The 25,331-nt window shown below is 32.4% G+C and carries 19 protein-coding genes; 8 read left to right on the forward strand and 11 right to left on the reverse strand.

What is annotated here, in order from left to right; genetic code table 11:
* The first annotated feature begins 33 nt into the window (after positions 1 to 33).
* Positions 34 to 876 carry a Cof-type HAD-IIB family hydrolase gene (locus KA856_RS09600; RefSeq protein WP_107386141.1) on the forward strand — a complete coding sequence of 281 codons (843 nt, stop codon included), beginning with the start codon at positions 34 to 36 and terminating at the stop codon, positions 874 to 876.
* A 28-nt stretch (positions 877 to 904) separates the two neighbouring features.
* Complete coding sequence (locus KA856_RS09605) at positions 905 to 2,227, forward strand: CoA-disulfide reductase (protein ID WP_107386140.1); 1,323 nt, start codon at positions 905 to 907, stop codon at positions 2,225 to 2,227.
* A gap of 279 nt (positions 2,228 to 2,506) precedes the next feature.
* Here the strand turns inward: KA856_RS09605 and KA856_RS09610 are convergent, their stop codons facing one another.
* The 9 genes from KA856_RS09610 to KA856_RS09650 form a co-directional block, all read right to left on the reverse strand.
* On the reverse strand, positions 2,507 to 2,896 hold the full coding sequence (locus tag KA856_RS09610; RefSeq protein WP_019469044.1) for a YisL family protein: 390 nt from the start codon (positions 2,894 to 2,896) through the stop codon (positions 2,507 to 2,509).
* A 230-nt stretch (positions 2,897 to 3,126) separates the two neighbouring features.
* Positions 3,127 to 4,032: a fumarylacetoacetate hydrolase family protein gene (locus KA856_RS09615; protein WP_107504543.1), complete on the reverse strand. Its 906-nt coding sequence runs from the start codon at positions 4,030 to 4,032 to the stop codon at positions 3,127 to 3,129.
* A gap of 120 nt (positions 4,033 to 4,152) precedes the next feature.
* Entirely contained in the window at positions 4,153 to 5,292 is a 1,140-nt protein-coding gene (locus tag KA856_RS09620) for a DUF418 domain-containing protein (RefSeq protein WP_210129395.1), read from the reverse strand.
* 25 nt (positions 5,293 to 5,317) lie between these two features.
* A complete protein-coding gene (gene addA, locus KA856_RS09625; protein ID WP_107386137.1) occupies positions 5,318 to 8,989 on the reverse strand; it encodes a helicase-exonuclease AddAB subunit AddA in 3,672 nt (1,223 codons plus the stop codon).
* On the reverse strand, positions 8,986 to 12,450 hold the full coding sequence (gene addB / locus KA856_RS09630) for a helicase-exonuclease AddAB subunit AddB (protein WP_107386136.1): 3,465 nt from the start codon (positions 12,448 to 12,450) through the stop codon (positions 8,986 to 8,988). Before addB ends, addA begins: the two co-directional genes overlap by 4 nt.
* A 230-nt stretch (positions 12,451 to 12,680) precedes the next feature.
* Positions 12,681 to 13,253, reverse strand: coding sequence for a signal peptidase I (lepB, locus tag KA856_RS09635; RefSeq protein WP_107384475.1), 573 nt, complete (start codon positions 13,251 to 13,253; stop codon positions 12,681 to 12,683).
* A gap of 18 nt (positions 13,254 to 13,271) precedes the next feature.
* Complete coding sequence (gene lepB, locus KA856_RS09640; RefSeq protein WP_107386135.1) at positions 13,272 to 13,790, reverse strand: signal peptidase I; 519 nt, start codon at positions 13,788 to 13,790, stop codon at positions 13,272 to 13,274.
* A gap of 4 nt (positions 13,791 to 13,794) precedes the next feature.
* The gene (locus KA856_RS09645; protein ID WP_107384477.1) at positions 13,795 to 14,370 is read right to left on the reverse strand and encodes a TVP38/TMEM64 family protein; all 576 of its coding nucleotides are present in this window, start codon (positions 14,368 to 14,370) and stop codon (positions 13,795 to 13,797) included.
* 236 nt (positions 14,371 to 14,606) lie between these two features.
* A complete protein-coding gene (locus KA856_RS09650; protein WP_107386134.1) occupies positions 14,607 to 15,938 on the reverse strand; it encodes a glucose-6-phosphate isomerase in 1,332 nt (443 codons plus the stop codon).
* A gap of 354 nt (positions 15,939 to 16,292) precedes the next feature.
* Here KA856_RS09650 and KA856_RS09655 point away from each other — a divergent pair, with 354 nt between their 5' ends.
* From KA856_RS09655 to KA856_RS09680, 6 genes are all read left to right on the forward strand, one after another.
* Positions 16,293 to 17,495 carry an argininosuccinate synthase gene (locus KA856_RS09655; protein ID WP_107384479.1) on the forward strand — a complete coding sequence of 401 codons (1,203 nt, stop codon included), beginning with the start codon at positions 16,293 to 16,295 and terminating at the stop codon, positions 17,493 to 17,495.
* Positions 17,488 to 18,870 carry an argininosuccinate lyase gene (gene argH / locus KA856_RS09660; RefSeq protein WP_107386632.1) on the forward strand — a complete coding sequence of 461 codons (1,383 nt, stop codon included), beginning with the start codon at positions 17,488 to 17,490 and terminating at the stop codon, positions 18,868 to 18,870. Before KA856_RS09655 ends, argH begins: the two co-directional genes overlap by 8 nt.
* A gap of 417 nt (positions 18,871 to 19,287) precedes the next feature.
* Positions 19,288 to 19,602: an ArsR/SmtB family transcription factor gene (locus tag KA856_RS09665; RefSeq protein ID WP_107384482.1), complete on the forward strand. Its 315-nt coding sequence runs from the start codon at positions 19,288 to 19,290 to the stop codon at positions 19,600 to 19,602.
* Between the two features lie 2 nt (positions 19,603 to 19,604).
* Positions 19,605 to 20,894 (forward strand): arsenite efflux transporter membrane subunit ArsB, encoded by a 1,290-nt coding sequence (gene arsB / locus KA856_RS09670; RefSeq protein WP_107384483.1) that lies wholly within the window; start codon positions 19,605 to 19,607, stop codon positions 20,892 to 20,894.
* Positions 20,895 to 20,911: 17 nt separating this feature from the next.
* A complete protein-coding gene (arsC, locus tag KA856_RS09675) occupies positions 20,912 to 21,307 on the forward strand; it encodes an arsenate reductase (thioredoxin) (RefSeq protein ID WP_107384484.1) in 396 nt (131 codons plus the stop codon).
* Positions 21,308 to 21,592: 285 nt separating this feature from the next.
* Positions 21,593 to 22,576: a glycerophosphodiester phosphodiesterase gene (locus KA856_RS09680; RefSeq protein ID WP_107386655.1), complete on the forward strand. Its 984-nt coding sequence runs from the start codon at positions 21,593 to 21,595 to the stop codon at positions 22,574 to 22,576.
* Positions 22,577 to 22,642: 66 nt separating this feature from the next.
* On the opposite strand, the gene KA856_RS09685 is transcribed toward KA856_RS09680, so the two are convergent.
* Positions 22,643 to 23,887 carry a Glu/Leu/Phe/Val family dehydrogenase gene (locus tag KA856_RS09685; RefSeq protein WP_107384486.1) on the reverse strand — a complete coding sequence of 415 codons (1,245 nt, stop codon included), beginning with the start codon at positions 23,885 to 23,887 and terminating at the stop codon, positions 22,643 to 22,645.
* Positions 23,888 to 23,994: 107 nt separating this feature from the next.
* Positions 23,995 to 25,185 (reverse strand): ornithine--oxo-acid transaminase, encoded by a 1,191-nt coding sequence (locus KA856_RS09690; RefSeq protein ID WP_210138653.1) that lies wholly within the window; start codon positions 25,183 to 25,185, stop codon positions 23,995 to 23,997.
* Between the last annotated feature and the right edge of the window lie 146 nt (positions 25,186 to 25,331).

Here is a 25,331-nt window from a genome sequence, read left to right on the forward strand (position 1 = left end):
ATACATCATTTATTAAATTTAAAGGAGATTTACATGAGTTCTTATTTAATTTGTTTAGACTTAGACGGAACACTGTTAAATGATGACAAGAAAATTACACCTTATACTAAAAAGGTTTTAACTACATTACAAAAGCAAGGACACAAACTAATGATAGCAACTGGCAGACCATACAGAGCCAGTCAAATTTATTATCATGAACTAAATATGAATACACCTGTAGTTAATTTTAATGGTGCTTTCGTGCATCATCCAAAAGATGATCATTTTAAAAATAAACATGAAGTACTAGATTTAGACTTATCACATGAGATTATTCAGTCACTAAACAACTTTGGTGTTTCCAATATTATTGCTGAAGTAAAAGATTATGTCTTTTTAAATAATTTTGACCAAAAATTATTTGATGGTTTTTCAATGGGAAACCCTAAAATAGAAACCGGCGATTTACTTAATTCTTTAAGTGAATCACCTACTTCAATTTTAGTCGAAGCTGAAGAGTTTATGATTCCTAGAATTAAGCAAATGCTTACACGTTTCTATGCTGAAAACATTGAACACCGAAGATGGGGCTCACCTTTCCCAGTTATTGAAATCGTAAAACAAGGTATTAGTAAAGCAAGAGGTATAGATTATGTAAAATCCTATTTAGATGTGGATAGAAATCATATTATTGCATTTGGTGATGAAGATAATGACTTAGAAATGATAAAATATGCCAAACATGGCATCGCTATGGAAAATGGTTTAGATGAACTAAAACATGTCGCAAATCATGTAACTTATTCAAATAATGACGATGGTATTGGTCGCTATTTAAATGATTTTTTCCATTTAAATTTATCTTATGAAACAGTAGTAGAATCACATATTTAATCATTAAATTTATAGGGGGCTATATACTATGAATAAAATTGTAGTGGTTGGGGCTGTTGCTGGAGGTGCAACCGTTGCTAGCCAAATCAGAAGATTAGACAAAGAGAGTGAAATCACCGTCTTTGAAAAAGATAGAGATATGAGTTTTGCTAACTGTGCACTGCCTTATTATTTAGGAAATGTCGTAGATTCTAGAGACAAAGTATTAGAAGCAACGCCAGAGTCTTTCTATGATTCTAAAAAGATTGTTGTTAAGCCCTATCACGAAGTAACTGCAATTAACGACAAAACTCAAACAATTACCGTTTTTAACAAACAAGACAAGACGACGTTTAAAGAAGACTATGACACTTTAATTTTAAGCCCTGGCTGTAGCGCGAATTCTTTAAACTTAAACAGTGATATCAGTTTTACATTAAGAAATATGGAAGATACTGATGCCATTGAAAACTTTATCGAGCGACAAAACGTTAAAACAGCACTTGTCGTTGGTGCGGGATATATTGGATTAGAAATATTAGATAATTTACATCATAGAGGGATTGATAGCACATTAATACATCGTTCAACTCATGTGAACAAATTAATGGATAGTGATATGAATCAACCCATTTTTGATGAAATGAAAGCAAGAGATATCAACTATCGTTTAAATGAAGAAATTGTAAAAGTGAATGGTCATGAAGTTCATTTTAAATCTGGTAAAGTTGAACACTATGATTTGATTATTGAAGGGATTGGCGTTAAACCTAATTCAGAATTCATTCAATCATCAAATGTAACTTTGGACAGTAAAGGTTACATTCCAGTAAACGATCAGTTCCAAACGAACATCGAAAACATTTATGCTTTAGGTGATATTATTACTTCTCATTATCGTCATGTAGACTTAAATGCACATGTACCTTTAGCATGGGGTGCTCATAGAGCAGCAAGTATTATAGCAGAACAACTAGCAGGAAATACTTCTGTACACTTTAAGGGTTATTTAGGCGCAAATATTGTAAAATTCTTTGATTATACCTTTGCCAGTGTTGGCGTAACGCCACAAGAATTAGATAACTTTGATTATGAAATAGTAGAAGCTAACCAAGGAGAACATGCAGGTTATTACCCAGGAAATACTAAGTTACATTTACGTGTCTATTTCGATAAATCTAGCAGACGAATCATTCGTGCTGCTGCTGTAGGAAAAAATGGCGCTGATAAACGTATAGATGTTTTATCTATGGGCATGTTGCATAAATTAACCATTGATGAACTTACTGAGTTCGAAGTTTCTTATGCTCCACCTTATAGTCGACCAAAAGATATTATCAATATGATAGGCTATAAGGCGCGCAATAAATGATTTTTAGGAACTAATTCAGAGATAGAAATCACTTCATATTGATCTATTTTGTTAATTGATTTATTCAATATAATAAACACCACCACTGTATAATATATATATTATACTATTTTCAGATTAATGGTGGCAGTGATTTGGGCCGTCTCATGCTGGAAACGCACTAGCCGAAGACTACAGGCTAAGGCAGTGCCCGTGGAAAGCGTGCACAAAAAAACTGCCAACAAAGTCAGAGACTTGGTCGACAGTCTGAGCGGAGACAATTTAATGTCTCCGTTTTTTTTACATACCAAACATTTGAGTGATTGGGCCTTGCGGTAAAATAACACCAATAATCATAGTAATTATAATTAATGCAATCGTGCCCCACATCATACCATTGCTTGATTGTCCTTTTTTTCGTTTTGTAACTGTAACTTCCATTAACGCAACTACAGCAACACCACATATCATTTTCAATGTTAATAACATGTGTCCGCCTGAATTTCCATCACCAAATGCTTGAATCCAAATCCAAAATCCTGAAATCAAGACTAAAACCATGAATAATCTTAATAGCATATGAATTGGTTTAAAATAAGGTGTTGCACCTTGTTTTTCTGAGAAATTAAAGTAAGCTGCGAAAAACAAGATAATTAATAATACCCAACTTGCAATATGCATATGTAACATATATGATACCCCCACACTATTTTTACTTTTTATAAAAAATATAAATACATAATTGCTTTTAATTACAAAACTAAAAGCGTACTTCTCTAATCATACTGAAAAAGTATATGTTTTTCAAAAAAAGTTCTGCACTTCACATTTTATCTTTAATTTCAATTTAAAGCAATATCACTACTTTATTTCAAAAAAATTAGGCTAACTTTATTATCATTAGCCTAATTCGTTTATTTTTATTTTTCTGATATGAAATTTGTTAAAGTACCAATATTATCAATCGTTACTTTCACTTCATCACCTGGCTGTAAGAACTTAGGAGGTGCCATACCTGCACCCACACCAGCTGGTGTACCAGTAGCAATAATATCACCAGGATGTAATGCTACATATTTTGAAATCTCTTCAATCAATTCATCGATTTTAAGAATCATTTCTCCTGTATTACCATCTTGACGAATTTCATTATTTACTTTGGTTACAATATTTACATCTTCAGGTGTTGGTAATTCATCTTTTGTTACAATATATGGACCAACTGGGCAACCACCAGTTAAACTTTTAGATAAGAATGCTTGGTCCTGTTCGTTTTGAGCTTTACGGTCAGTAATGTCATTAATAATTGTATAGCCATATACATAGTCAAGTGCTAAAGCTTTAGGAATTTTTTCACCTGATTTACCTATTACAATACCTAGCTCACCTTCATAATCTAACTGATCTGTAATATCTTTATGGTTTGGTATTACACTATTATCACCCGTTAACGATGAAGCTGCCTTTGTGAAGACGTATAAACGTTGTACCTCATGATTCAATTCACTTGCGTGGTCTTGATAGTTACGTCCAAAAGCAATCACATTATTTGTTGGCGTTACTGGAGGTAAAAACTCAATATCTGTAAATGCAACTTTATATTCTTCAGCTCTGCCGCTATCTTCTGCCGCTACGACTGCTTTACGTACTTGTTCTTGGAAATCTAATATTTGGTTTTGTTGAAGACCATTCAATAATGTCTTAGGATGAAAGTCTCCTTCCGCAAAATCTGCAAAGACTTTTTTCAAGTCCCAAGCAGCTTCTTCTCTTTTAACTTTCACACCATAAGATGTCTGTTCATTATGTCTGAATGATAAAAATTTCATTCAATATCAGCTCCTCATCTATATCTTATTACATATTATAACTATATTTAGTAACAAATCACAAATAAATACCCATTATTTTCAAAAAATTCAATAAACACCGTCTTGGATATCGCATCATTATTTTAAATAAGTCACTTTACGCCACAACCATTCAATAGGTCCATATCTATAAAATTTCAGATACATATAACAGAAAATAAGTTGCAAACTGTATACAATAAATACGATAATATAAGATTCATAAAGTGGCAGCTTATTATAAAAACCTAAGCCTACAAAAATAAATGTAAAAATAAAACTTTGCATTAAGTATACTGTTAAACTTAATTTTCCTGGATACTTAAAAATACGCACTACTTTAGAAAACTGGTTAAATTGACAACAATAAATAAACAATAATATGTAACTAAATGCTACAAGCGGACCACCAATCATAGCGCTAATGATAGCAAAAGCTTGGTTTCCATAATCAATTACATATGGCATTTTAAAAGCATATCCTACAACTAACATAACAAATACGTATAAAATATGACGATGACGACTTTGATTGGATTGTACTTTTTCAATCAAGTTGTATTTTTGTGCTGCTATTCCTAAGAACACATACGGTAAAAATTCAAAATATGCAGAAAAAGTTACTGTATCTATAATATTATAGATATTTTCAGCAACATTTATTTTTAAATAGTTAAAATATTCACCACTTTGCTTTAAGTTGACGATTTCAGAAACATTATATCCGCTTATGTTAATAGTACTGTATGGATCATCGAAGAGTGTCACTAAAAAAGTAGGTAAAATCAAGATAAATACTTTTATTACATACAAAACAATTCCTATCTTAAAAAGTTGCTTTGCATTTTTTTTAATAAATAATACTGCAATCATCCCAGTAAATGCATAGCTGAATAAAATATCACCTGAAAAAAGTAAAAAACCGTGTAATGCACCTAATATTAATAAAAATATTAATCTCCTATAAATAAAAGGATAGTATTTCATTGACCTTTTTAGACTATGCTTATACATTATGGCTAAACCATAACCAAATAAAAAAGTGAAAATGGGATAAAAAGAACTAATTACAAAAAGCGTAACACCTCTTAATAAACTTTCATCTATACCCTTCACTAAATCAGGAAGAAATGATTCTTCATATGGCAGACTAAAAGTCAAAATATTCATCAATACAATGCCTAACAAACTGAACCCACGTAAAACATCCAATTCAAATATTCTCTGCTGTGTCGACACTGTTTAGCGCTCCTTTATCAAAGCATTATTTTATCGACTTATCATCTATTGAAAGTTGACCAAACTTAAAGAAATATAGATAGCCTTTAACAGATTCACCAAGGATGGTCTGTAAGGTGTTTCTATAATATTCCATTTGTATTTTATAACGGGTGCGTAATTGATTTCCGACTTCTTCATCTGACATATGCAAACGTCTATTAAAAGCATCTGTTTTATAATCAACGAAGTAATATTGATCATCTGTAATAAAAATCAAATCAATCATCCCTTGAATAATTGATGCATCTGTTTCTACATCTTGCAACTGGTCTACCTTTGCTTGATTAACAACGAAAGGTAATTCTCGATAAATATAATCACTTTGCGCTATCGTAAGATACAAATCGCTTTCAACAAATTTATGAATATCTTCAAATTGAATATCAGCTTTTGCATCTTTAGGAATGATAGATTTAACAATTAACTGCTCAACCAATGCTTCAATTTCTTCTGAAGTTAACCTTTCTTGTTTAAAAGGCAAATGCTGCATTACTGTATGCATTAATGTCCCAACTTCATTTGCTTTTCTTTTAGTTTGATGACTTAAAAATGCAGGTCTTTCGTATGCAGTAGTACCAATACGATACTGTCGAACTCTATCATAATTTGTATCCGCTTGTTCCGTTTCTAATTGTCGTTTTAATTCAGAAACAGACTGTTTTGAAGGTTTTACCATGGCTTCCTGATATGGATAGACGTAACTTAATTGTTGATGTATTTGTGTTTTTAAGGTGTCATTGCCACTATTCATATTCTCAATGTCACTAACAGTTCGCTGTTCACTATCTGAAATAACTTGTTCTGAAGCAACATCTTCATAAAATTCTGTAGTCAATTTCACATAAGGTTTCATCGTAGCATCAATATCATCTATCGATTGCTCGAATCGCATTTCACTTGGTAATGACGATGATTGATATTTTGCTAATATTGGATATATCATATCAATCGGTCTTTGAGCTGTAATTCTATAACTTACTGGTAAATGTGTTTCCGAGACAGAAACCTGCTCAAGTTGTGTTAATTCTTTCTCATCTTTAACACGACCGATCAAAAATAATTGTTCCTTAGCACGCGTCAATGCCACATAAATCAATCTCATCTCTTCTGAAACCATTTCTTTTTCTGCGATTGCTTTCAAAGTGACTGAAGATAATGACGGATACGCTAAATTTGACTCAACATCGTAATACGTCATACCAAGTCCATAATTTTGGTTTAGAATTACAGGTTTGTGTAAATCGTCTCTTCTAAATTTACGTGATAAACCAGAGTAAATAACAAATGGAAACTCTAACCCTTTACTACTATGAATTGTCATCATTCGCACAACATCGTCATTAGGACCTATAATATTTTCTTCGCCGAAATCTTTTCCGCGATCCATAAGTTCATCAATAAACCGAATAAATTGATATAAGCCGCGAAAACTAGAATTTTCAAATTCTACTGCTTTATTAAACAATCCATATAAATTCGCACGTCGACCTTTGCCGCCAATAAGTCCACTAAAATATTGAATAACATAATGATCATTGTAAAATTTATCAATAAGTTGATATACAGGATGATTTTGACTGTAGTCTTGATACATAGCTATATCATTTAAAAATGATTTTAATTTTTTGACTAGTTTTTTATTGGCAACATCATTATCCATATAATGTTGTATAGATTGGTAAAAATAATCATCATGAGGACTAAACACTCTAATGTTTGATAATTCATCTTCTGTAAATTGATAAATAACGGAACGCATTAAACCAACTAAATAAATATCTTGTAACGGGTTGTCAATTGTTCTTAAAAAGGACAATATCAATTGTACTTCTGTTTGTTCAAAATAGCCTTCCTTACTATTCACATGAAACGGAATATTATGATCTTTAAATGCTTGTTGTATTTTTCGCGCTTGCCCATATGACCTTTCTAAAATAACGATATCTTTGTAATTAGGCTTTCGATATTGTTGTGTTTTAATATCATAGATTTCATGATTATTCATTATTTTTTCAACTTGTTGCACAATGTATTCTGCTTCTTGTTCTGAACCATTTAAATCAGAAGATGCATCTTCTACTAACATATTTAAATTCACATCATGTGGCTTGTTGTCAAAGGGAGCTCCATAATACAATTGTGCTGCATCATCATAGTTAATCTCTCCTACAGATTCATCCATCATATGTTTAAATAAGTAATTAGTTGTTGTTAACACTTCTAATCTTGAACGGAAATTTTGAGATAAATCTATACGTAAACCATATGATGAACCATCTTCAGTAAAGCGATTATATTTTTCGATAAACAAACTAGGATCTGCTTGTCTAAATTTATAGATCGACTGTTTTACGTCCCCTACCATAAATAAGTTGCCATCATGTTCTGCACCACGTTTAATACAAGACAAAATCTTTTCTTGTACTCTGTTTGTGTCTTGATATTCATCTACTAATATTTCTTCGAACTGTTCACGATAAGCTTGTGCAATGATTGAAGGTGAACCATCATCATTTGTTAAAATTTTCAAAGCAAAATGTTCATAATCTGAGAAATCTAAAATATTTCGACTGCGTTTTTTTTGATTAAAAAGTGTTATGACATCTTTGGTAATAAGACTAAGATAAGCTACTCTAGGTGCTAAACGTTGCATATCTGCTTTTAGATTTTCTGAAGATCTTGAAAAATAATCATTTTTAACTTTTGACACTAATTTTTTATAATTATCATAATATGCTTTACCATCGTCATAAGCATCTATCATCATTTCATTCGCTTCTTTAATCTTTTTATCTTTTCGAGGAAATGTTTTTTCGAATTCGTGTTGCACGATTGTTTCATGATTTATATGGCCATTTTCCATAGCTTTAGCTAAAAATTGTTGTTCTTTTTCGATAACTGCAATTTGCTTATCTACTTGCTCAAGCATCATAAATAAATCATAACTTTTATTTAATGACTCTAACGCTGACTCCATAAATATCATAGCCAACTCATTAAGCAATTTTAATAATGCTTCCTGTTGTGCTTTATCTTTATATGGTGTTGAAAGATGACTTAACCAATTCAAAGGATCGGGATTAGCAACACTAAAGAAATACATTTTTTTTACAATATCTCTAAGTTGCTCATCATTTCTATCTGAAGACAATTGTTCAGTCAAATCAACAAAATGAGGATCTAATATATCGTAATGTTGTTCTAAAACTTCATCAATGGTTTGTTCAAGTAGCAAAATATTTTCCGCTTCACCACTTGTTTTAAAGTTTGGATCAATATCTAATACATCGTAATGTTGCTGAATTAACTTTAAACAAAAACTGTGAAGTGTAGAAATTTGAGCTTGATGAATTTTAATGCGTTGATTCTTTAGATGTGTATTATCAGGTGATTCAATAAATGCTTCTTGAATACGTTGGTCTACGCGTTGCTTCATTTCTCTTGCACTAGCATTAGTAAATGTTACGACTAATAAACGATCTACGTCGATTTTATCTCTAAGAATGCGTTGAATGATACGTTCAACTAAGACCGCTGTTTTACCAGAGCCTGCAGCTGCTGCTACAAGTATATCTTGATCTTTTGCAAAGATACTTTTCCACTGATTATCGGTCCACCTTGTATCAGCTGGTTTTACAGGAATCTCACTTATCATTCTTCTTCCTCACTTTCTAACTCCAAATTTTGTATCGCTTCAATTGGGTTAATTGTTTCATCTACAGTTCTATAGCGTTTACTATCAATCATGCCATCAACATGACAGACTGGTTTATAGCTACAGAAATCACATGGCAGTGTTTGATTATATTTCATGGGTGCTACTTCTGTATGACCGTCCATAATATTAGATGCTGTTTCTATAAAATTTTGTTTATTATGCTGGATTAATTTGTAAATAGTCTTTTCGTCCGCAACTTTACTATTAGACTTAATACCACCGTCTTTTTTCAAACCTAAAGGTACAATATCTGAATTATAGCTTGGTTCTATTCGAGTATCGAAAGCGTCTAATACTGCTTCATCACTATTTAATAAGCCACTTAATTTAAAAGATTGAATAAATTCTAAATCTCTTTTCGTCTCATTTAATTCATTCCAAGCAAGTTTTATACGTGGTTCATGAACATGAAAATACAATAACCCACCTGGTTTAGTCATATTAGTTAGCCCGAGTCTAGATTTATTTTGTAATACAATATCCATATAGGTCATCATTTGCATTTGCATACCATAATAGACTTTTGTTAAATCTAAAGTTCCACTATATTTTGATGATTTATAATCAATAATATTTACAAAACTTTCATCTCCATGGTTATACGTATCTATCCGGTCAATTTGTCCTCGAATATTGATAGGAACCCCTTGTGTTGTTTGTAAAGGCTGAGCATATAGCTCTTGATTGTCCCTTGGTTTTTTTCTGAAGCTAGCTTCAAAGCGTTGCGGCGTAAATTTACTGTAACTACCTTGATATTTTAACGCAGTTAAAGTTGTTTCTACTATTGAACCTATGCGCTGTGACAAATAGCGATAATAAGCTGTTGAATTTAATAAATTAAATTGTATCTCTGGGAGAATTTCAGATAATGCGTCACTCGTTAATTTTTGAATTTGCTTTACGTTTAAATTTTTGAAGTCACCATTAATTTTTTCAGAGATAAATTTTAATACTTGATGGAATATATCACCTAAATCAAAGTTTTCTAGTTTATATTTTGTACGTTCATTAAGTCGTAAACCATGTGAAGCAAAGTGTTTGAATGGACATGATTGATACCCTTCAAAACGTGATACGCTAGCATTAATGGTCGTACCATATAAATCTTTTGATAATGCTTCACTTAATTGTACTGTTTTATTATCGTAAGTGAGTGCTGATAATAAATAACTAAGTCCCGTATTTAATTTCTCATCATCTCTCATAACTTGATATGTATCTAACCATGTATCTGCGACAATTTCTTCATCAAGCCACGCTTTGAGTGATTCAAATAATGCAATTTTTGTTTGATGTGGATGTTCCATTAATGTTAGTGGATTTGCTTGATGTTGACGATGGATGTTTTGTACTTCAAGATTTGTAAACAGTTGCTGAATTTGACTTAAAAATGGACTTGCTTCTTTTTCATCTCCACTTGCGCCCATTAATGAATACGAGAATGTCACTTCTGAACGTCCTCTCGTCATAGCAATATAGCATACAAATGCTTCATCCATTTGTAATATGTCTGATGTTGGACTTAATTCAATCGCAGATTGTTCTTCGAAGTATTTTTTCTCTTCATCTGTAATTAAGCCTGAAGCACTAACAGTCTGAGGTAAAATACCGTCATTTACACCAACTAAATACACATGCTGCTTATTATCAACTTTTGCTAGGTCCATGGTACCAATGCTAACTTGATCAAGTGTTTGAGGAATCATTACAAATTCCAATTGATCCAAACCAATATCTAACAACTCTAAAAATCTACTTTTTGTTAAATCTTGAGTACCAAATACTGTCACTAAATCATCTAATGTTTGAATAAAACCGTGCCATATTTGATCAATTTCTTCTGCTTTACGGTGTTCGCCTTCAGCGTCTAACGTATCACGTTCTGTCATTAACTGGCTCGGTAAATCAAATGATTCGATTGCTTCGTAAAATGCCGTTGCAAAATCAACAGCTGTTGTTGCATTAACCATTTGATTTTCAAAGCGCATAATTTTATCTATCACATCTACTTTTAATTGGATGACCCTCTCAAATGTTTCACGTTCTTCTTCTGTTAAAGGTTGTCGTTTTAAACCCATTTTTCTAAATTGTTCAATTTGGAAATATTTATCATCTATCCAACGTTTTCCATAAATACCACGTTCTAATACAAAATTTTCTAAAATATCAATTAAGTATTGGCTGTCTTTAAATTTTTTAGTTAAAATATTTGTTTTAAACAAACGCATGAGCGGTTCAAAGTTCCAATTTGTCTGAAGTACTTCAATTAATGAACGGAACATTTCCATTATAGGATGATGTGTCATTGATGACTTGACGTCAATATTATACGGGATGTCATATTGGGGTAAAATAGATTCCATTAAATATGCGTATGTCTCATCTCTATATAAAATAGCAATATCTTGAAACCGTCTACCCAATTCACGATTTTCTTTTAGAATACGTCTTGCAACTTCATTTATTTCTTCTCGCATCACTGATGATTCTATGATAGAGATGTGTCCTTTTGACACAATGGGTTCAAATTGCAATGCATTAAAGTTTTGTTCCAAATGTTTTAAATCATCGTGAATGAATCTTTGTTGTTGATAAAATTGCTTAATATTTAAATCAATATTTAATTCACTTGCGATATCTTGCATATGTGTTAAAGATTCTGACGGCTTTCTAAATAAACTAAAAACATCTTTATCTCCATCAGTAGTTAAAGCAACCGTAACTTTTTTAGCATTTTGAACTAATGACCGAATGATTTGATATTCGATTGTAGAAAAGTTATGAAATCCATCAATGTAAATCTCAGCACGTTGCAACCATTCAGACTGATTCATCACCTCAATAAATCGTTGCAAACTATCCTCAGTAGAAACATATTCACCACGAATTCTATCTTCCAATTGTTTATATATTAATGCAATGTCTTCTAATTTATGCTTAGTTCTCGTTTGTAAATGATTGGTTGCTATATACTCTTCAATATGTTGTGGTGAAACCGCATATTTCTTAAAATCTTGTATTTGTTCATATAATTTTTCACTGAAACCATAGTATTTCACTTGTGATTGATACAATTTTAACTGTGACTGATGTTGTTGAATAATGTCATAAATCATCATTTCAGTACCAACTTTGGATAACTGTTGTTCTGTTAATCCTCCAACTTCTTGAAAAACACGATGACTTAATCGTTCAAAATGGAGCACTTCAGTTCTCAAACTACCATATAATAATGGATCGTTTACGAAAGCTTGTTCTAACTGAAAAGTGTTTTGGGTAGGTGCGATTAATATAATAGGATCCCCTAACGGATTTTGTTTCATTTTCGTTTTTATTTCTTCTATTACACTGTATGATTTACCAGTGCCAGCTCTCCCAATATAAGCATTGAATTCCATTGCATACAACAACTCCTTTGGTTTATATTTTAACATATTAAGCATTGTACTTTGTTTATTAGTCTATGTGATTTACCTACATTTAAGTTCATATATATTAATTAAGTACTGTATTGTTTTCATGTTTATAAAACATTTCTCAAACGGTTAACAAACCACAAATTGTACAATCGTTCTATATAGAAAAAACCTGAGACATTTGTATGTCTCAGGATATATGCATATATTATCTATTCATAACTGACATCTGGATTAAATCCAAATGTCATTTTATTTAGTGGCCAATATCTAAACGAAACTTTACCTACTACCTTATCTTCATCAATCAAACCAAATGAACGACTATCTTTACTTACTTCACGATTATCACCTAATACTAACAATTTCCCTTCTGGAATTTTGTTTTTACCATCAACTTGATTGATTTCTTTTGTTTTATAAGTACCTGTAATATATTCACCTAGTTTATGTTTTTCATTGTAATCTAAATAAGGTTCATCAACTTTTTTACCATTAACATATAATTGGTCTTTTTTATATTCAATGTTATCTCCAGACGTACCAATGATACGTTTTACATAATCTTGTTCTTTATTAGCGTGGAATACAATGACATTTCCCTTTTCTAAATGTCCTAGTTTTTGACCAATCATATTTACAACTACACGTTCACCATCTTTTAAGGTTGGATCCATAGAATCCCCTTTGACTGTGTATGATTTTGCAACAAAATTTGTAATCAATAATACTAACGCTACTGCGACAACAATTGACACAATCCATTCTAGTATTTCTTTTTTCACTTTTTACACCTCGTCTATTTATTTAAAGTTTACTGTGAAGTTGCTTAAAGGGTAATACCTTAAACTTACATCACCAATAATGTCTTCTTGTCGAACAAAGCCTTCTGTTCTAGAATCATTTTTTATTTCACGATTATCATTCAGTACAAAGTATTCGTCTGGTGGAATAACATCTCCTTCAGAACCTTTAATATTTCTGAGGGACAAATCATCAATACTTGACTCAGTATACCTTTCATCTACTTGTCTGTCATCTCTATACAATTGATTATTTTTAAAGGTTATAGATTGGCCGGGCTTCCCGATAATTCTACCAATATGTACATCGTCACCTTTATGGTACATGATGATATCGTTTAGCTTTAACATGTTAAAAGTTGTTTTGATTTTATTAACAATCACACGATCGTTTTGTTTCAACGTCGGCGTCATACTTTTATCTTGTATATCTGCTCCTGTAATAATAAAAGTCTGAATCAATATTACAATAATAATCGCAAATATTATAGAAATCAAATGTTTTACTATCTTACCCAAATTGTCACTCCTCTGGAGAATGCATAAAATATCGTTCAAGTTTTCTACCTATAAACCAAACGACAATAATAACAATAATAATGATAATCAACCTTAACGGCTCTGTAAATAGTGTCGTAATATCATTACCTAACCATCCAATCAAACCGATCATTACCAATTTCGAACTGAACAATACTACAAGATAAACGTGTGCTCTGATATGCGACAGGCTTACTACCAAGTTCACTAATGCACTTGGTGTAAATGGAAAACATAATAGGATAAAAATAGGGATAACCCCTTTTCTATCTATAAAATGAATTAACCTCTGAACTGAGGTACGTTGCTGTAGCTTTTTCATATAACGTGTATGGTTCAATCTGCGGAAGCCTAAAAATACAAGATAGCTCCCTAAAACAGTACCCAACCATGCTAATAATGTTCCCATCCACAATCCGAACGCATTCACATTAACAATCACAAATACAATAATAGGTAGTACTGGGATAAAAGCTTCAATAAAAGGCAATAAAAACCCTACGATATAACCTAAACTGCCAAATAAATCAAACCAATACTGCACTTGTTCTTGAGTCATTTCATCAGTCCCTACCATTGTTAGTCAACGATAATTATAAGTGTATTATAGCGATTTTAAAACAATTATGTATGCTTTTGTACAAATATCAGTCTCAAGTACCAAAAAGGTTAATGACATCTCACAGAAATGATGATGTGCATTGATAAAATAAGGCACATACAAAAAATGATTCCCGCCTGATTAGTGCGGAAATCATTTTGTCAGTCATTTTTTAAATTAATAAATAGATAAAATTATAAACGTTTTTCTAATGCTTCTTTTTTATCTTCAAAACCTGGCTTACCTAATAACGCGAACATATTTTGTTTATATGCTTCTACGCCTGGTTGGTTAAACGGATTGACTCCAAGTTGGTAGCCACTCATCGCACAAGCCATTTCAAAGAAATAAACAAGATAACCAAATGTTTCTTCATCTAATTGAGGAACATTAATCACTACATTCGGTACGCCTCCATCAGTATGTGCTAATAAAGTACCTTCAAAGGCTTTAGTGTTCACTTCATCAATTGTTTTGCCTGCTAAATAATTTAATCCATCTAAGTTTTCACTATCTTCTTCAATAGTAATGTTATGTTTCGGTGTATTTACTTTGACAACCGTTTCGAATAAGAAACGACGGCCCTCTTGTACATATTGTCCAAGTGAGTGTAAATCAGTTGTATAGTTTGCACTGGATGGATAGATGCCCTTGTAATCTTTACCTTCTGATTCACCAAATAATTGTTTCCACCACTCGTTGAAATATTGCATTGAAGGTTCATAGTTTATTAACATTTCAGTGTCATAGCCTTTTGCATATAAAATATTACGAATACTGGCGTATTGATAAGCAATATTATCTTCTAGGTTTTCAGAAGAAAGCTCTTCTCTAGCTTTAGCAGCACCGCCCATCATAGCTTCAATATCAATACCTGCAACAGCTATTGGTAATAAGCCTACTGCTGTTAAAACGGAGTAACGACCACCAATATCATCAGGAACTACAAACGTTTCATAGCCTTCATTTGTTGCTAATTGTTTTAAAGCACCTTTTTCTTTATCAGTAGTTGCAAAAATACGCTGTTTGGCCTCTTCTTTACCATATTTATTTTCTAAGATTTGTTTAAATAGTCTGAATGAAACTGCTGGTTCTGTTGTTGTACCAGATTTAGAAATAACATTAACTGAAAAATCTTTACCGTCTAAATAATGAATTAGTTCTTGTGTATATGTCGAAGATAAATGATTACCTACAAAGACAATTTCAGGATATTCATCACTATTTCTAAAAGCTGGTGTTAACATTTCAATTGCAGCACGTGCACCTAAATATGAACCACCAATACCAATCACTACAAATACATCTGAATTTTTTTTAACACGTTTAGAAGCTTCTAAAATACGTGAAAACTCTTCTCTATCATAATTAATAGGTAAATCAATCCAACCTAAGAAGTCACTACCAGCACCTGTTCCTTCATGAATTGTATTATGAATTGATTTAACAATATCTTTTTGTTGCTGTAATTCATGTTCGCCGAAAAATTCTAAAGTTTTACCATAATCTAATTGAATATGAGTCATCTAAATTGCCTCCAGTGTTTTTGATTTCATATATATTTTACTAAGTTTATTTTGACTATTCAAACAACTAGCCTATAAAACAAGATTTTTTATAAATATTTTAGCTTATTCTTTTATTATATAACAAACAGAACATCTAATTATATATTCATAAATATATACATTTCTATAAATCCGACAAAATCTCAAACAAACCTATAAATAAGTACTATAAGTAAAATTTAAATTGTAAGAAATTTCTACAATTTGCATAATTATGTATAAAAATGGTTTTATTTTCATAATTCTTCTGCTATACTTACTAATATCAAATTTATAAACAACATATTAAAAAATTCAATTGAGGTGTAATATATGAAGGAAAAAATAGTTTTAGCATATTCCGGCGGTTTAGATACAAGTGTGGCAGTAAAATGGTTGATAGATAAAGGCTATGATATCGTTGCTTGCTGCTTGGATGTTGGTGAAGGTAAGGACTTAGACCTAGTTCATCAAAAAGCTTTAGATATGGGAGCAATTGAATGTCATATTATTGATGCCACTGAAGAATTCAGTGAAGATTTTGTTTCATATGCAATCAAAGGCAATTTGATGTATGAAGGCACATATCCCCTAGTCTCCGCATTATCAAGACCTTTAATTTCAAAAAAATTGGTTGAAATTGCAAGTAAAACAAATGCAGTAGGTATTGCACATGGTTGTACCGGAAAAGGTAATGACCAAGTTCGTTTTGAAGTCGCGATAAAAGCGTTAGACCCAGAGTTAAAAGTATTTGCTCCAGTGAGAGAATGGGCTTGGAGCCGTGAAGAAGAAATTGATTATGCAATCAAACATAATATTCCGGTACCTATCCAACATGATTCTCCGTATTCTATTGATCAAAATCTATGGGGAAGAAGTAATGAATGTGGTATTTTAGAAGATCCATATGCCGCACCACCTAAAGATGCATTTGACTTAACAAATGAAATTGAAGATACACCTGACGAAGCTGATGAGATCGTACTTACGTTCGAACAAGGCTTACCTATCGCTTTAAATGGTAAATCTTATAAATTAAGTCAATTAATTTTAGATTTAAACAAATTAGCTGGTAAACATGGCATTGGTAGAATTGATCATGTGGAAAATAGACTCGTTGGTATTAAATCAAGAGAAGTATACGAAACGCCTGCAGCAGAAGTCATAATGAAAGCACACAAAGCACTTGAAACGATTACTTTAACTAAAGATGTAGCTCATTTTAAACCTGTTATTGAAAAACAATTTTCGGAACAAACATACAATGGTCTTTGGTTCTCTCCACTAACAGATAGCTTAAAAGCTTTTGTGGATAGTACACAAAAATTCGTTTCTGGTGATGTACGTATTAAATTATTTAAAGGCAGTGCTGTTGTAAACGGCAGAAAATCACCTCATACACTATATAACGAAAAATTAGCTACTTATACTAAGGAAGATGCATTTAATCAAGAATCTGCAGTCGGTTTTATTGATATCTTTGGTTTACCTACAAAAGTTAATTCTATGTTACATGGTGGTTACTTAGATGAGTAATAAAGCTTGGGGAGGAAGATTTAGTGAGCAGCCCGAAGATTGGGTCGATGAATTTAATGCCTCCATTCACTTTGATAAAACACTCATTCAATATGATGTGCAAGGAAGTATTGCTCACGCTAAAATGCTAGCCAAACAAGATATCATAACTGATGAAGACTGTAAGCAAATAGTTAATGGTTTAACAGCGATTTTAAATGATTATGAACAAGGTAATTTAACGTTCGATGTTTCTTTAGAAGATATTCATCTCAACATCGAACATGAATTAATTAAACGTATCGGTGATGCAGGCGGTAGATTGCATACAGGACGTAGCAGAAATGATCAAGTCGCTACTGATATGCACTTATATACAAAAGATGAAGTTACTCAGATTATTGAGCTCGTCAATGAATTGCAACAAACCATCGTCAATATCGCAGAACAACATGTCAATACAATTATGCCAGGTTATACGCATTTACAAAGAGCGCAGCCCATTTCATTTGCACACCATATACTAACTTATTACTGGATGTTAGATAGAGATAAATCGCGTTTTCAGGATAGTTTGAAGCGTATCGATATTTCCCCACTTGGCGCTGCTGCACTAAGTGGAACGACTTATCCAATCGATCGTCATGAAACGCAATCTTTATTGAATTTCAATTCTGTTTACGAAAACAGTATAGATGCTGTAAGCGATAGAGATTATATTGTAGAAACATTGCATAACATATCATTAACAATGATACATTTATCGCGTTTTGCTGAAGAAATTATCTTTTGGTCATCAGCAGAAGCCAATTTTGTAACTTTATCGGATGCGTTTTCAACAGGTTCGTCGATCATGCCACAAAAGAAAAACCCTGACATGGCAGAGTTAATAAGAGGTAAAGTAGGACGTACGACAGGAAACCTAATGAGCATATTAATGACGCTCAAAGGTTTACCCTTAGCATATAACAAAGATATGCAAGAAGACAAAGAAGGCTTGTTTGATGCTGTTCACACGATAAAAGGTTCCTTGCGTATTTTTGCAGGTATGATAGATACAATGACTGTGAATGTCGATCGTCTACATCAAACTGTTTATAATGATTTTTCAAATGCTACTGAACTGGCAGATTACCTAGTCAATAAAGGAGTTCCGTTTAGAACAGCACATGAAATTGTAGGGAAAATCGTACTATGGTCAATTCAACATAATGTCTATTTATTAGATGTGCCATTGGAAGAATATCAAAATGCGCATACAAGTATCGATGCAGATATTTATGATTTCTTAAAACCAGAAAATTGTGTTAGCCGTAGAATTAGTTATGGCTCAACTGGACAAGCAGCTGTGGAACACCAATTATCAGTCATTAAGCAGCAACAAGATACAAATTAAATAACTTTATAACAGAATATGAGACATAAATCTCAGAAAAATAGCACTCAGATGATTTAATTCAATTCATCTGAGTGCTCCTTTTTATTCAATACTTCTTATTGTTGGCTCGCTTTCTTAAGGGACAGCTTCAGCCTGTAGTCTTCAGCTTGCCCTATTCCCACAAGAGTCTCGCCAAAATACGTCACATTTGTTCAAAACTTTTTGTCGCAGACTCTTTTTTACACTATCCAAACCACTTCGCTTTATTACATTTCACTTACTTCACTCGATATACCATTATATAAGTTTAATAAATTATTCAACATCACCTATTTTTGAATAAAATCAATAACCCCCCTTTACTATTTAGCTCAAAACTATATAGACGAATTTCTATATAGATGTTAATCTATTTATTGTTTAGGAGGTATACTTATGTCTTATAAAAGACTTTCAGCATTGCTTAAAGTTTTATCCGATTCAAGCAGATTAGAAATATTAGATTTACTTTCTTGTGGTGAATTATGTGCATGTGATTTGTTGGAACATTTTCAATTCTCACAACCTACACTAAGTCATCATATGAAGTCATTAGTAGATCACGAGTTAGTAAATACACGCAAAAATGGCAATAAACGTATGTACCAGCTTAATCATGCTATTTTAGATGATATCAATCAAAGTCTCAATATGATTAACACATCTAACCAACACTGCGTATGCAAAAATATGAAATCAGGTGAGTGTTAAACATGACTATTTTAGCAATTATAATTTTTCTTTTAACATTAACTTTTGTCATATGGCAACCTAAAGGATTAGATATTGGTATTACGGCTTTGGCTGGGGCTATCATAGCTATTATTACAGGTGTAGTTAGTTTTTCCGATGTAATAGAAGTAACTGGCATTGTTTGGAACGCCACATTAACATTTGTTGCTGTTATTCTTATTTCATTAATATTAGATGAAATTGGATTTTTTGAATGGTCTGCAATACATATGGTTAAAGCTTCAAAAGGTAATGGCTTAAAAATGTTTGTTTTCATCATGTTGTTAGGGTCCATAGTAGCAGCATTTTTCGCCAACGATGGCGCAGCTTTAATTTTAACACCTATCGTATTAGCAATGGTAAGAAATTTAGGATTTAATAAAAAAGTGATTTTCCCTTTTATTATCGCCAGTGGTTTTATTGCTGATACAACATCATTGCCCTTAATTGTAAGTAATTTAGTAAATATTGTTTCTGCTGATTACTTTGATATTGGCTTTATTGAATATTTTAGTCGTATGATAATCCCTAATATATTTTCTTTAATAGCTAGCATCCTCGTGTTGTGGCTTTATTTTAGAAAATCTATACCAAAAACATTCGATACTGAAAATCTTACAACGCCTAGAGATGCAATTAAAGATCCCAAATTATTCAAAATTTCATGGATTGTATTAGCCATATTGCTCGTTGGCTATCTTGTAAGTGAATTTATTCATATCCCTGTATCAATTATTGCTGGTATCATTGCTTTTATCTTTGTGCTCTTAGCTCGTAAATCTAAAGCAGTTCATACCAAGCAAGTGATTAAAGGCGCACCTTGGAACATTGTGCTATTTTCTATTGGTATGTATTTAGTAGTGTTTGGATTAAAAAACGTTGGTATCACCACAATTTTAGCAGATATATTATCCAACGTTTCAAGTTATGGATTATTTAGCAGTATCATGGGTATGGGCTTTATATCAGCCTTTTTATCATCAATTATGAACAATATGCCTACTGTATTAATAGATGCTATCGCTATTGGCCAATCTAATGTAATAGGAACGATGAAAGAAGGCATGATTTATGCGAATGTTATAGGGTCTGACTTAGGTCCTAAAATCACTCCTATCGGTTCTTTAGCAACGTTATTATGGCTACATGTTTTAACACAAAAAGGTGTAAAAATTTCATGGGGAACATATTTTAGAACAGGTATTATCATTACCATTCCAGTATTATTTGTAACATTGTTAGGTTTATACCTTACACTCATCATATTTTAAGAAAAGAGGTATTTATAATGGACAAACAAACAATTTATTTTATATGTACAGGAAACTCATGTCGTAGCCAAATGGCTGAGGGTTGGGGAAAGCATATATTAGGTGAAACGTGGCATGTCTATTCTGCTGGTATTGAAACACATGGTGTCAACTCTAAAGCTGTAGAAGCTATGAAAGAAGTAGATATTGATATTTCAAATCATACATCAGATTTGATAGATAATGAGATCTTAGCGCAAGCAGATTTGGTCGTAACATTATGTAGTGATGCAGATAAGAATTGTCCAATATTACCGCCAAATGTCAAAAAAGAACATTGGGGTTTTGATGATCCAGCTGGTAAATCGTGGTCAGAATTCCAACGTGTTAGAGATGAGATTAAGTTAGCTATTGAAAATTTTAAAAAAAGATAAAACAATTAAATCACCAACATAGTAACTTTAACTACATGTAAACGTCAATTTCTATAGAAATTGACGTTTATTTTGTTGATTTGGAGTCTTATATGAAGATAGCGTGATACAAAAAATAATATTTCCTATTATATTTATACTAGAAAGGTTTTAATTGTTTTAATATATTGTTATAAAAATATTAACTTTATAAAACTTAAATTTTAATCCTGTAAATGTCATTCTCAAACACACTTTTATTTTGTAGGGTTGATATGTAAATACATATCGAGGAGTGACCCATTCTTGCAAAATTTTAAAAAAGTACTATTCACGAGTATAGCAATGTTATCTTTAACTTTAATTGGAACGACATCTATAACATCAGCTAACGAAAATAACCACAATGTTCAAACACAACAACATGCCACACCATCAAACCAAAAGGATAATAACTCACATAATCCAAATAGAGCACAAAATCTAACGGGCGAGAAATATACAACGGTCGCGCATAGAGGTGCAAGTGGCTATGCGCCAGAACATACTTTTTATTCATATGATAAAAGCCATAATGCTATGGGTGCTTCTTATATCGAAATCGATCTTCAGATGACTAAAGATGGTCATCTAGTTGCAATGCATGATGAAACTGTAGATAGAACAACAAACGGTACTGGTAGAGTTGATTCATATACACTAAAGGAACTGAAACAATTAGATGCTGGAAGTAAATTTAATGCCGCAAATCCTCAGTATGCTAATTCAAATTATGTAGGTGCTAAAATCCCTACATTAGATGAAATATTAGAACGCTATGGTACAAATGCAAATTATTATATTGAAACTAAATCACCAGATGTTTACCCAGGGATGGAAGAAGCAGTATTAAAAACACTAAACAACCACAATATGCTTAATGAACAATCACTGAATCAAGGACATGTCTTATTACAATCATTTTCACCTGAAAGCTTAAGTAAATTGCATCAGTTAAATAGCAATGTCCCGTTAATCAGATTATTAGATAAAGGTGAATTACTCTCTTTAACCCAACAGGATTTTAATCAAATTCGTCAATACGCAATTGGTGTCGGCCCTGAATATACAGATTTAACAAAACAAAATGTTAAAAATCTTAAAAGGGCTGGTCTGCTCGTACATCCTTTCACCGTTAATAATGAAGCTGATATGCACCGCTTAAATCAATATGGGGTAGATGGTGTTTTCACAAATTACCCTGATTTATATAAACAAGTGATTCAAGATGATGAACAAAAAAATAAATAAAATAAAAAGAAGAAGAAGTTCTTGCGTACAAGAACTTCTTCTTTTTCTACAAATTAAAATATTTAATTAAGCCCAACCACGATAACGTGCAGCTTCAGCAGTACGTTTAATACCCACAATATAGGCTGCTAAGCGCATATCAATTTTTCTATTTTGTGATAACTCATAAATTGTATCGAAGGCTGTGATAAGTTTTTCACGCAATTTTGTATTTACTTCTTCTTCTGTCCAATAATAACCTTGATTATTTTGTACCCATTCGAAGTAAGAAACTGTTACGCCGCCTGCACTTGCTAACACATCAGGTACAAGCAATTTACCACGTTCAGTTAAAATACGTGTGCCAGCTGGTGTTGTTGGGCCATTAGCCGCTTCAACAACTATATCAGCCTTAATTTCATTTGCATTGTCTTCAGTGATTTGATTAGCAATCGCTGCAGGTACAAGAATATCACAATCAAGTTCAAACAATTCTTTATTAGAAATTGTTTCCTCGAATAGATTTGTTACAGTACCAAAGCTATCTCTTCTATCTAAAAGATAGTCGATATCAAGACCATCTGGGTCATGTAATGCACCGTAAGCATCTGAAATACCAACAATTTTTGCTCCCATATCATATAGGAATTTAGATAAGAAACTACCCGCGTTACCAAATCCTTGAATAACGATACGTGCACCTTTCAATTCTAGACCTCTTCTTTTAGCAGCTTGTTCTATTGCAATTACTACACCTAGTGCTGTAGAGCGATCTCTGCCTTGTGATCCACCTAATACAATCGGTTTACCAGTAATAAACCCTGGTGAATTAAATTTATCTAATGAACTATACTCATCCATCATCCAAGCCATGATTTGTGAGTTAGTAAATACGTCTGGTGCTGGGATATCTTTTGTAGGTCCAACAAATTGAGATATCGCACGCACATAACCACGAGATAAACGTTCAACTTCATGTATACTCATTTGTCTAGGATCACAGATGATGCCACCTTTACCGCCACCATATGGCAAGTCGACGATACCACATTTTAATGTCATCCACATAGATAATGCTTTAACTTCCTCAACGTCAACGTCTGGATGGAAACGTACCCCACCTTTTGTTGGTCCAACAGCATCATTATGTTGAGCACGATAACCTTTAAATGTTTGAACAGTACCATCATCCATACGTACAGGAATGCGTACTTCAAGGAATCTTAATGGTTCCTTTACTAAATCATACATCCCATCATCAAATCCCAATTTATGCAATGCTTCTTTAATAATTTGTTGCGTAGAAGTAACTAAATTATTATTCTCAGTCATGATTCATTTCGCCTCTTTTTCGTTACTAATGATTTCGCTTTCACGATAATTGTAACATAAGATTTTGCTTTTTAAAGGGTTTTCAAAACTTAAGTTACAGAACATTTTTATTTAAAAACATTTCTTACTTTATCCAATGCAAAGTCTAATTCTTCTTTGGAAATAATAAGAGGTGGTGCAAATCTAATTACTGTATCATGTGTTTCTTTACATAATAAACCTTCTTCTTTTAACTTTTCACAATAAGGTCTAGCATTTTCATTTAGTTCTATACCAATAAATAATCCACGACCACGTACTTCTTTAATTGCTGGATGATTGATTTTTTCAAGTTCTGATTTAAAGTACTCACCTAATTCTAAAGAACGTCCTGCTAAATCTTCATCAACTAATACATCTAAGGCTGCAATTGATACAGCACACGCTAATGGATTACCACCAAACGTTGATCCGTGTGAACCAGGCGTAAATACGCCCAATACTTCTTCATCAGCTAATACAACTGATATTGGGAATACACCACCGCCTAGAGCTTTACCTAAAATATATACGTCTGGTTTTACATCATCCCAATCAGTAGCAAATAATTTTCCTGAACGTCCAAGTCCTGCTTGAATTTCATCAGCAATAAATAATACATTATGTTCATCACATAATTCTCTAATTTCTTTTAAATAACCTTCTGGTGGGACATTGATTCCTGCTTCTCCTTGAATAGGTTCAATTAAAATAGCAGCTGTATTTTCATTGATTGCTTCTTTAACAGCATCTATGTTACCAAAATCGACTTTTCGGAACCCATCTAATAATGGACCATAGCCTCGTTGATATTCTGGTTCAGATGACAATGATACTGGCGCCATTGTTCGACCATGGAAGTTACCATTGAATGCAATAATTTCAGCTTGATCAGGTGCAATATCTTTCACATCATAAGCCCAACGTCGCGCAGCTTTCAATGCTGTTTCAACTGCTTCTGCACCTGTATTCATAGGTAAGGCTTTGTCTTTACCAGCTAACTTACATATTTTTTCATACCATGCTCCTAAGTTATCACTATGAAATGCACGTGATACTAAAGTCACTTTGTCAGCTTGATCTTTTAAAGCCTGAATAATTTTAGGATGTCTGTGACCCTGGTTTACTGCAGAATAAGCAGATAGCAGATCCATATATTTATTTCCTTCAGGATCTTTAACCCATACACCTTCAGCTTCTGAAATTACAATTGGAAGCGGCACATAATTGTGCGCACCGTAATGATTTGTTAATTCAATGATTTCTTCAGATCTTGACATAATATCTCCCCTTTGTATGAATTATATAATAATTTATTGGCAATACTCATTCATAGCATAACGTATTTATTCACTTACGAAAACTATTTTCCGAAAATACTATAAAATCGTAGATACAGAACTCACATAGCAACTTTTAAATATTA

The organism is Staphylococcus sp. GDB9P120P, assembly GCF_017893435.1.
Lineage (GTDB): Bacteria > Bacillota > Bacilli > Staphylococcales > Staphylococcaceae > Staphylococcus > Staphylococcus cohnii.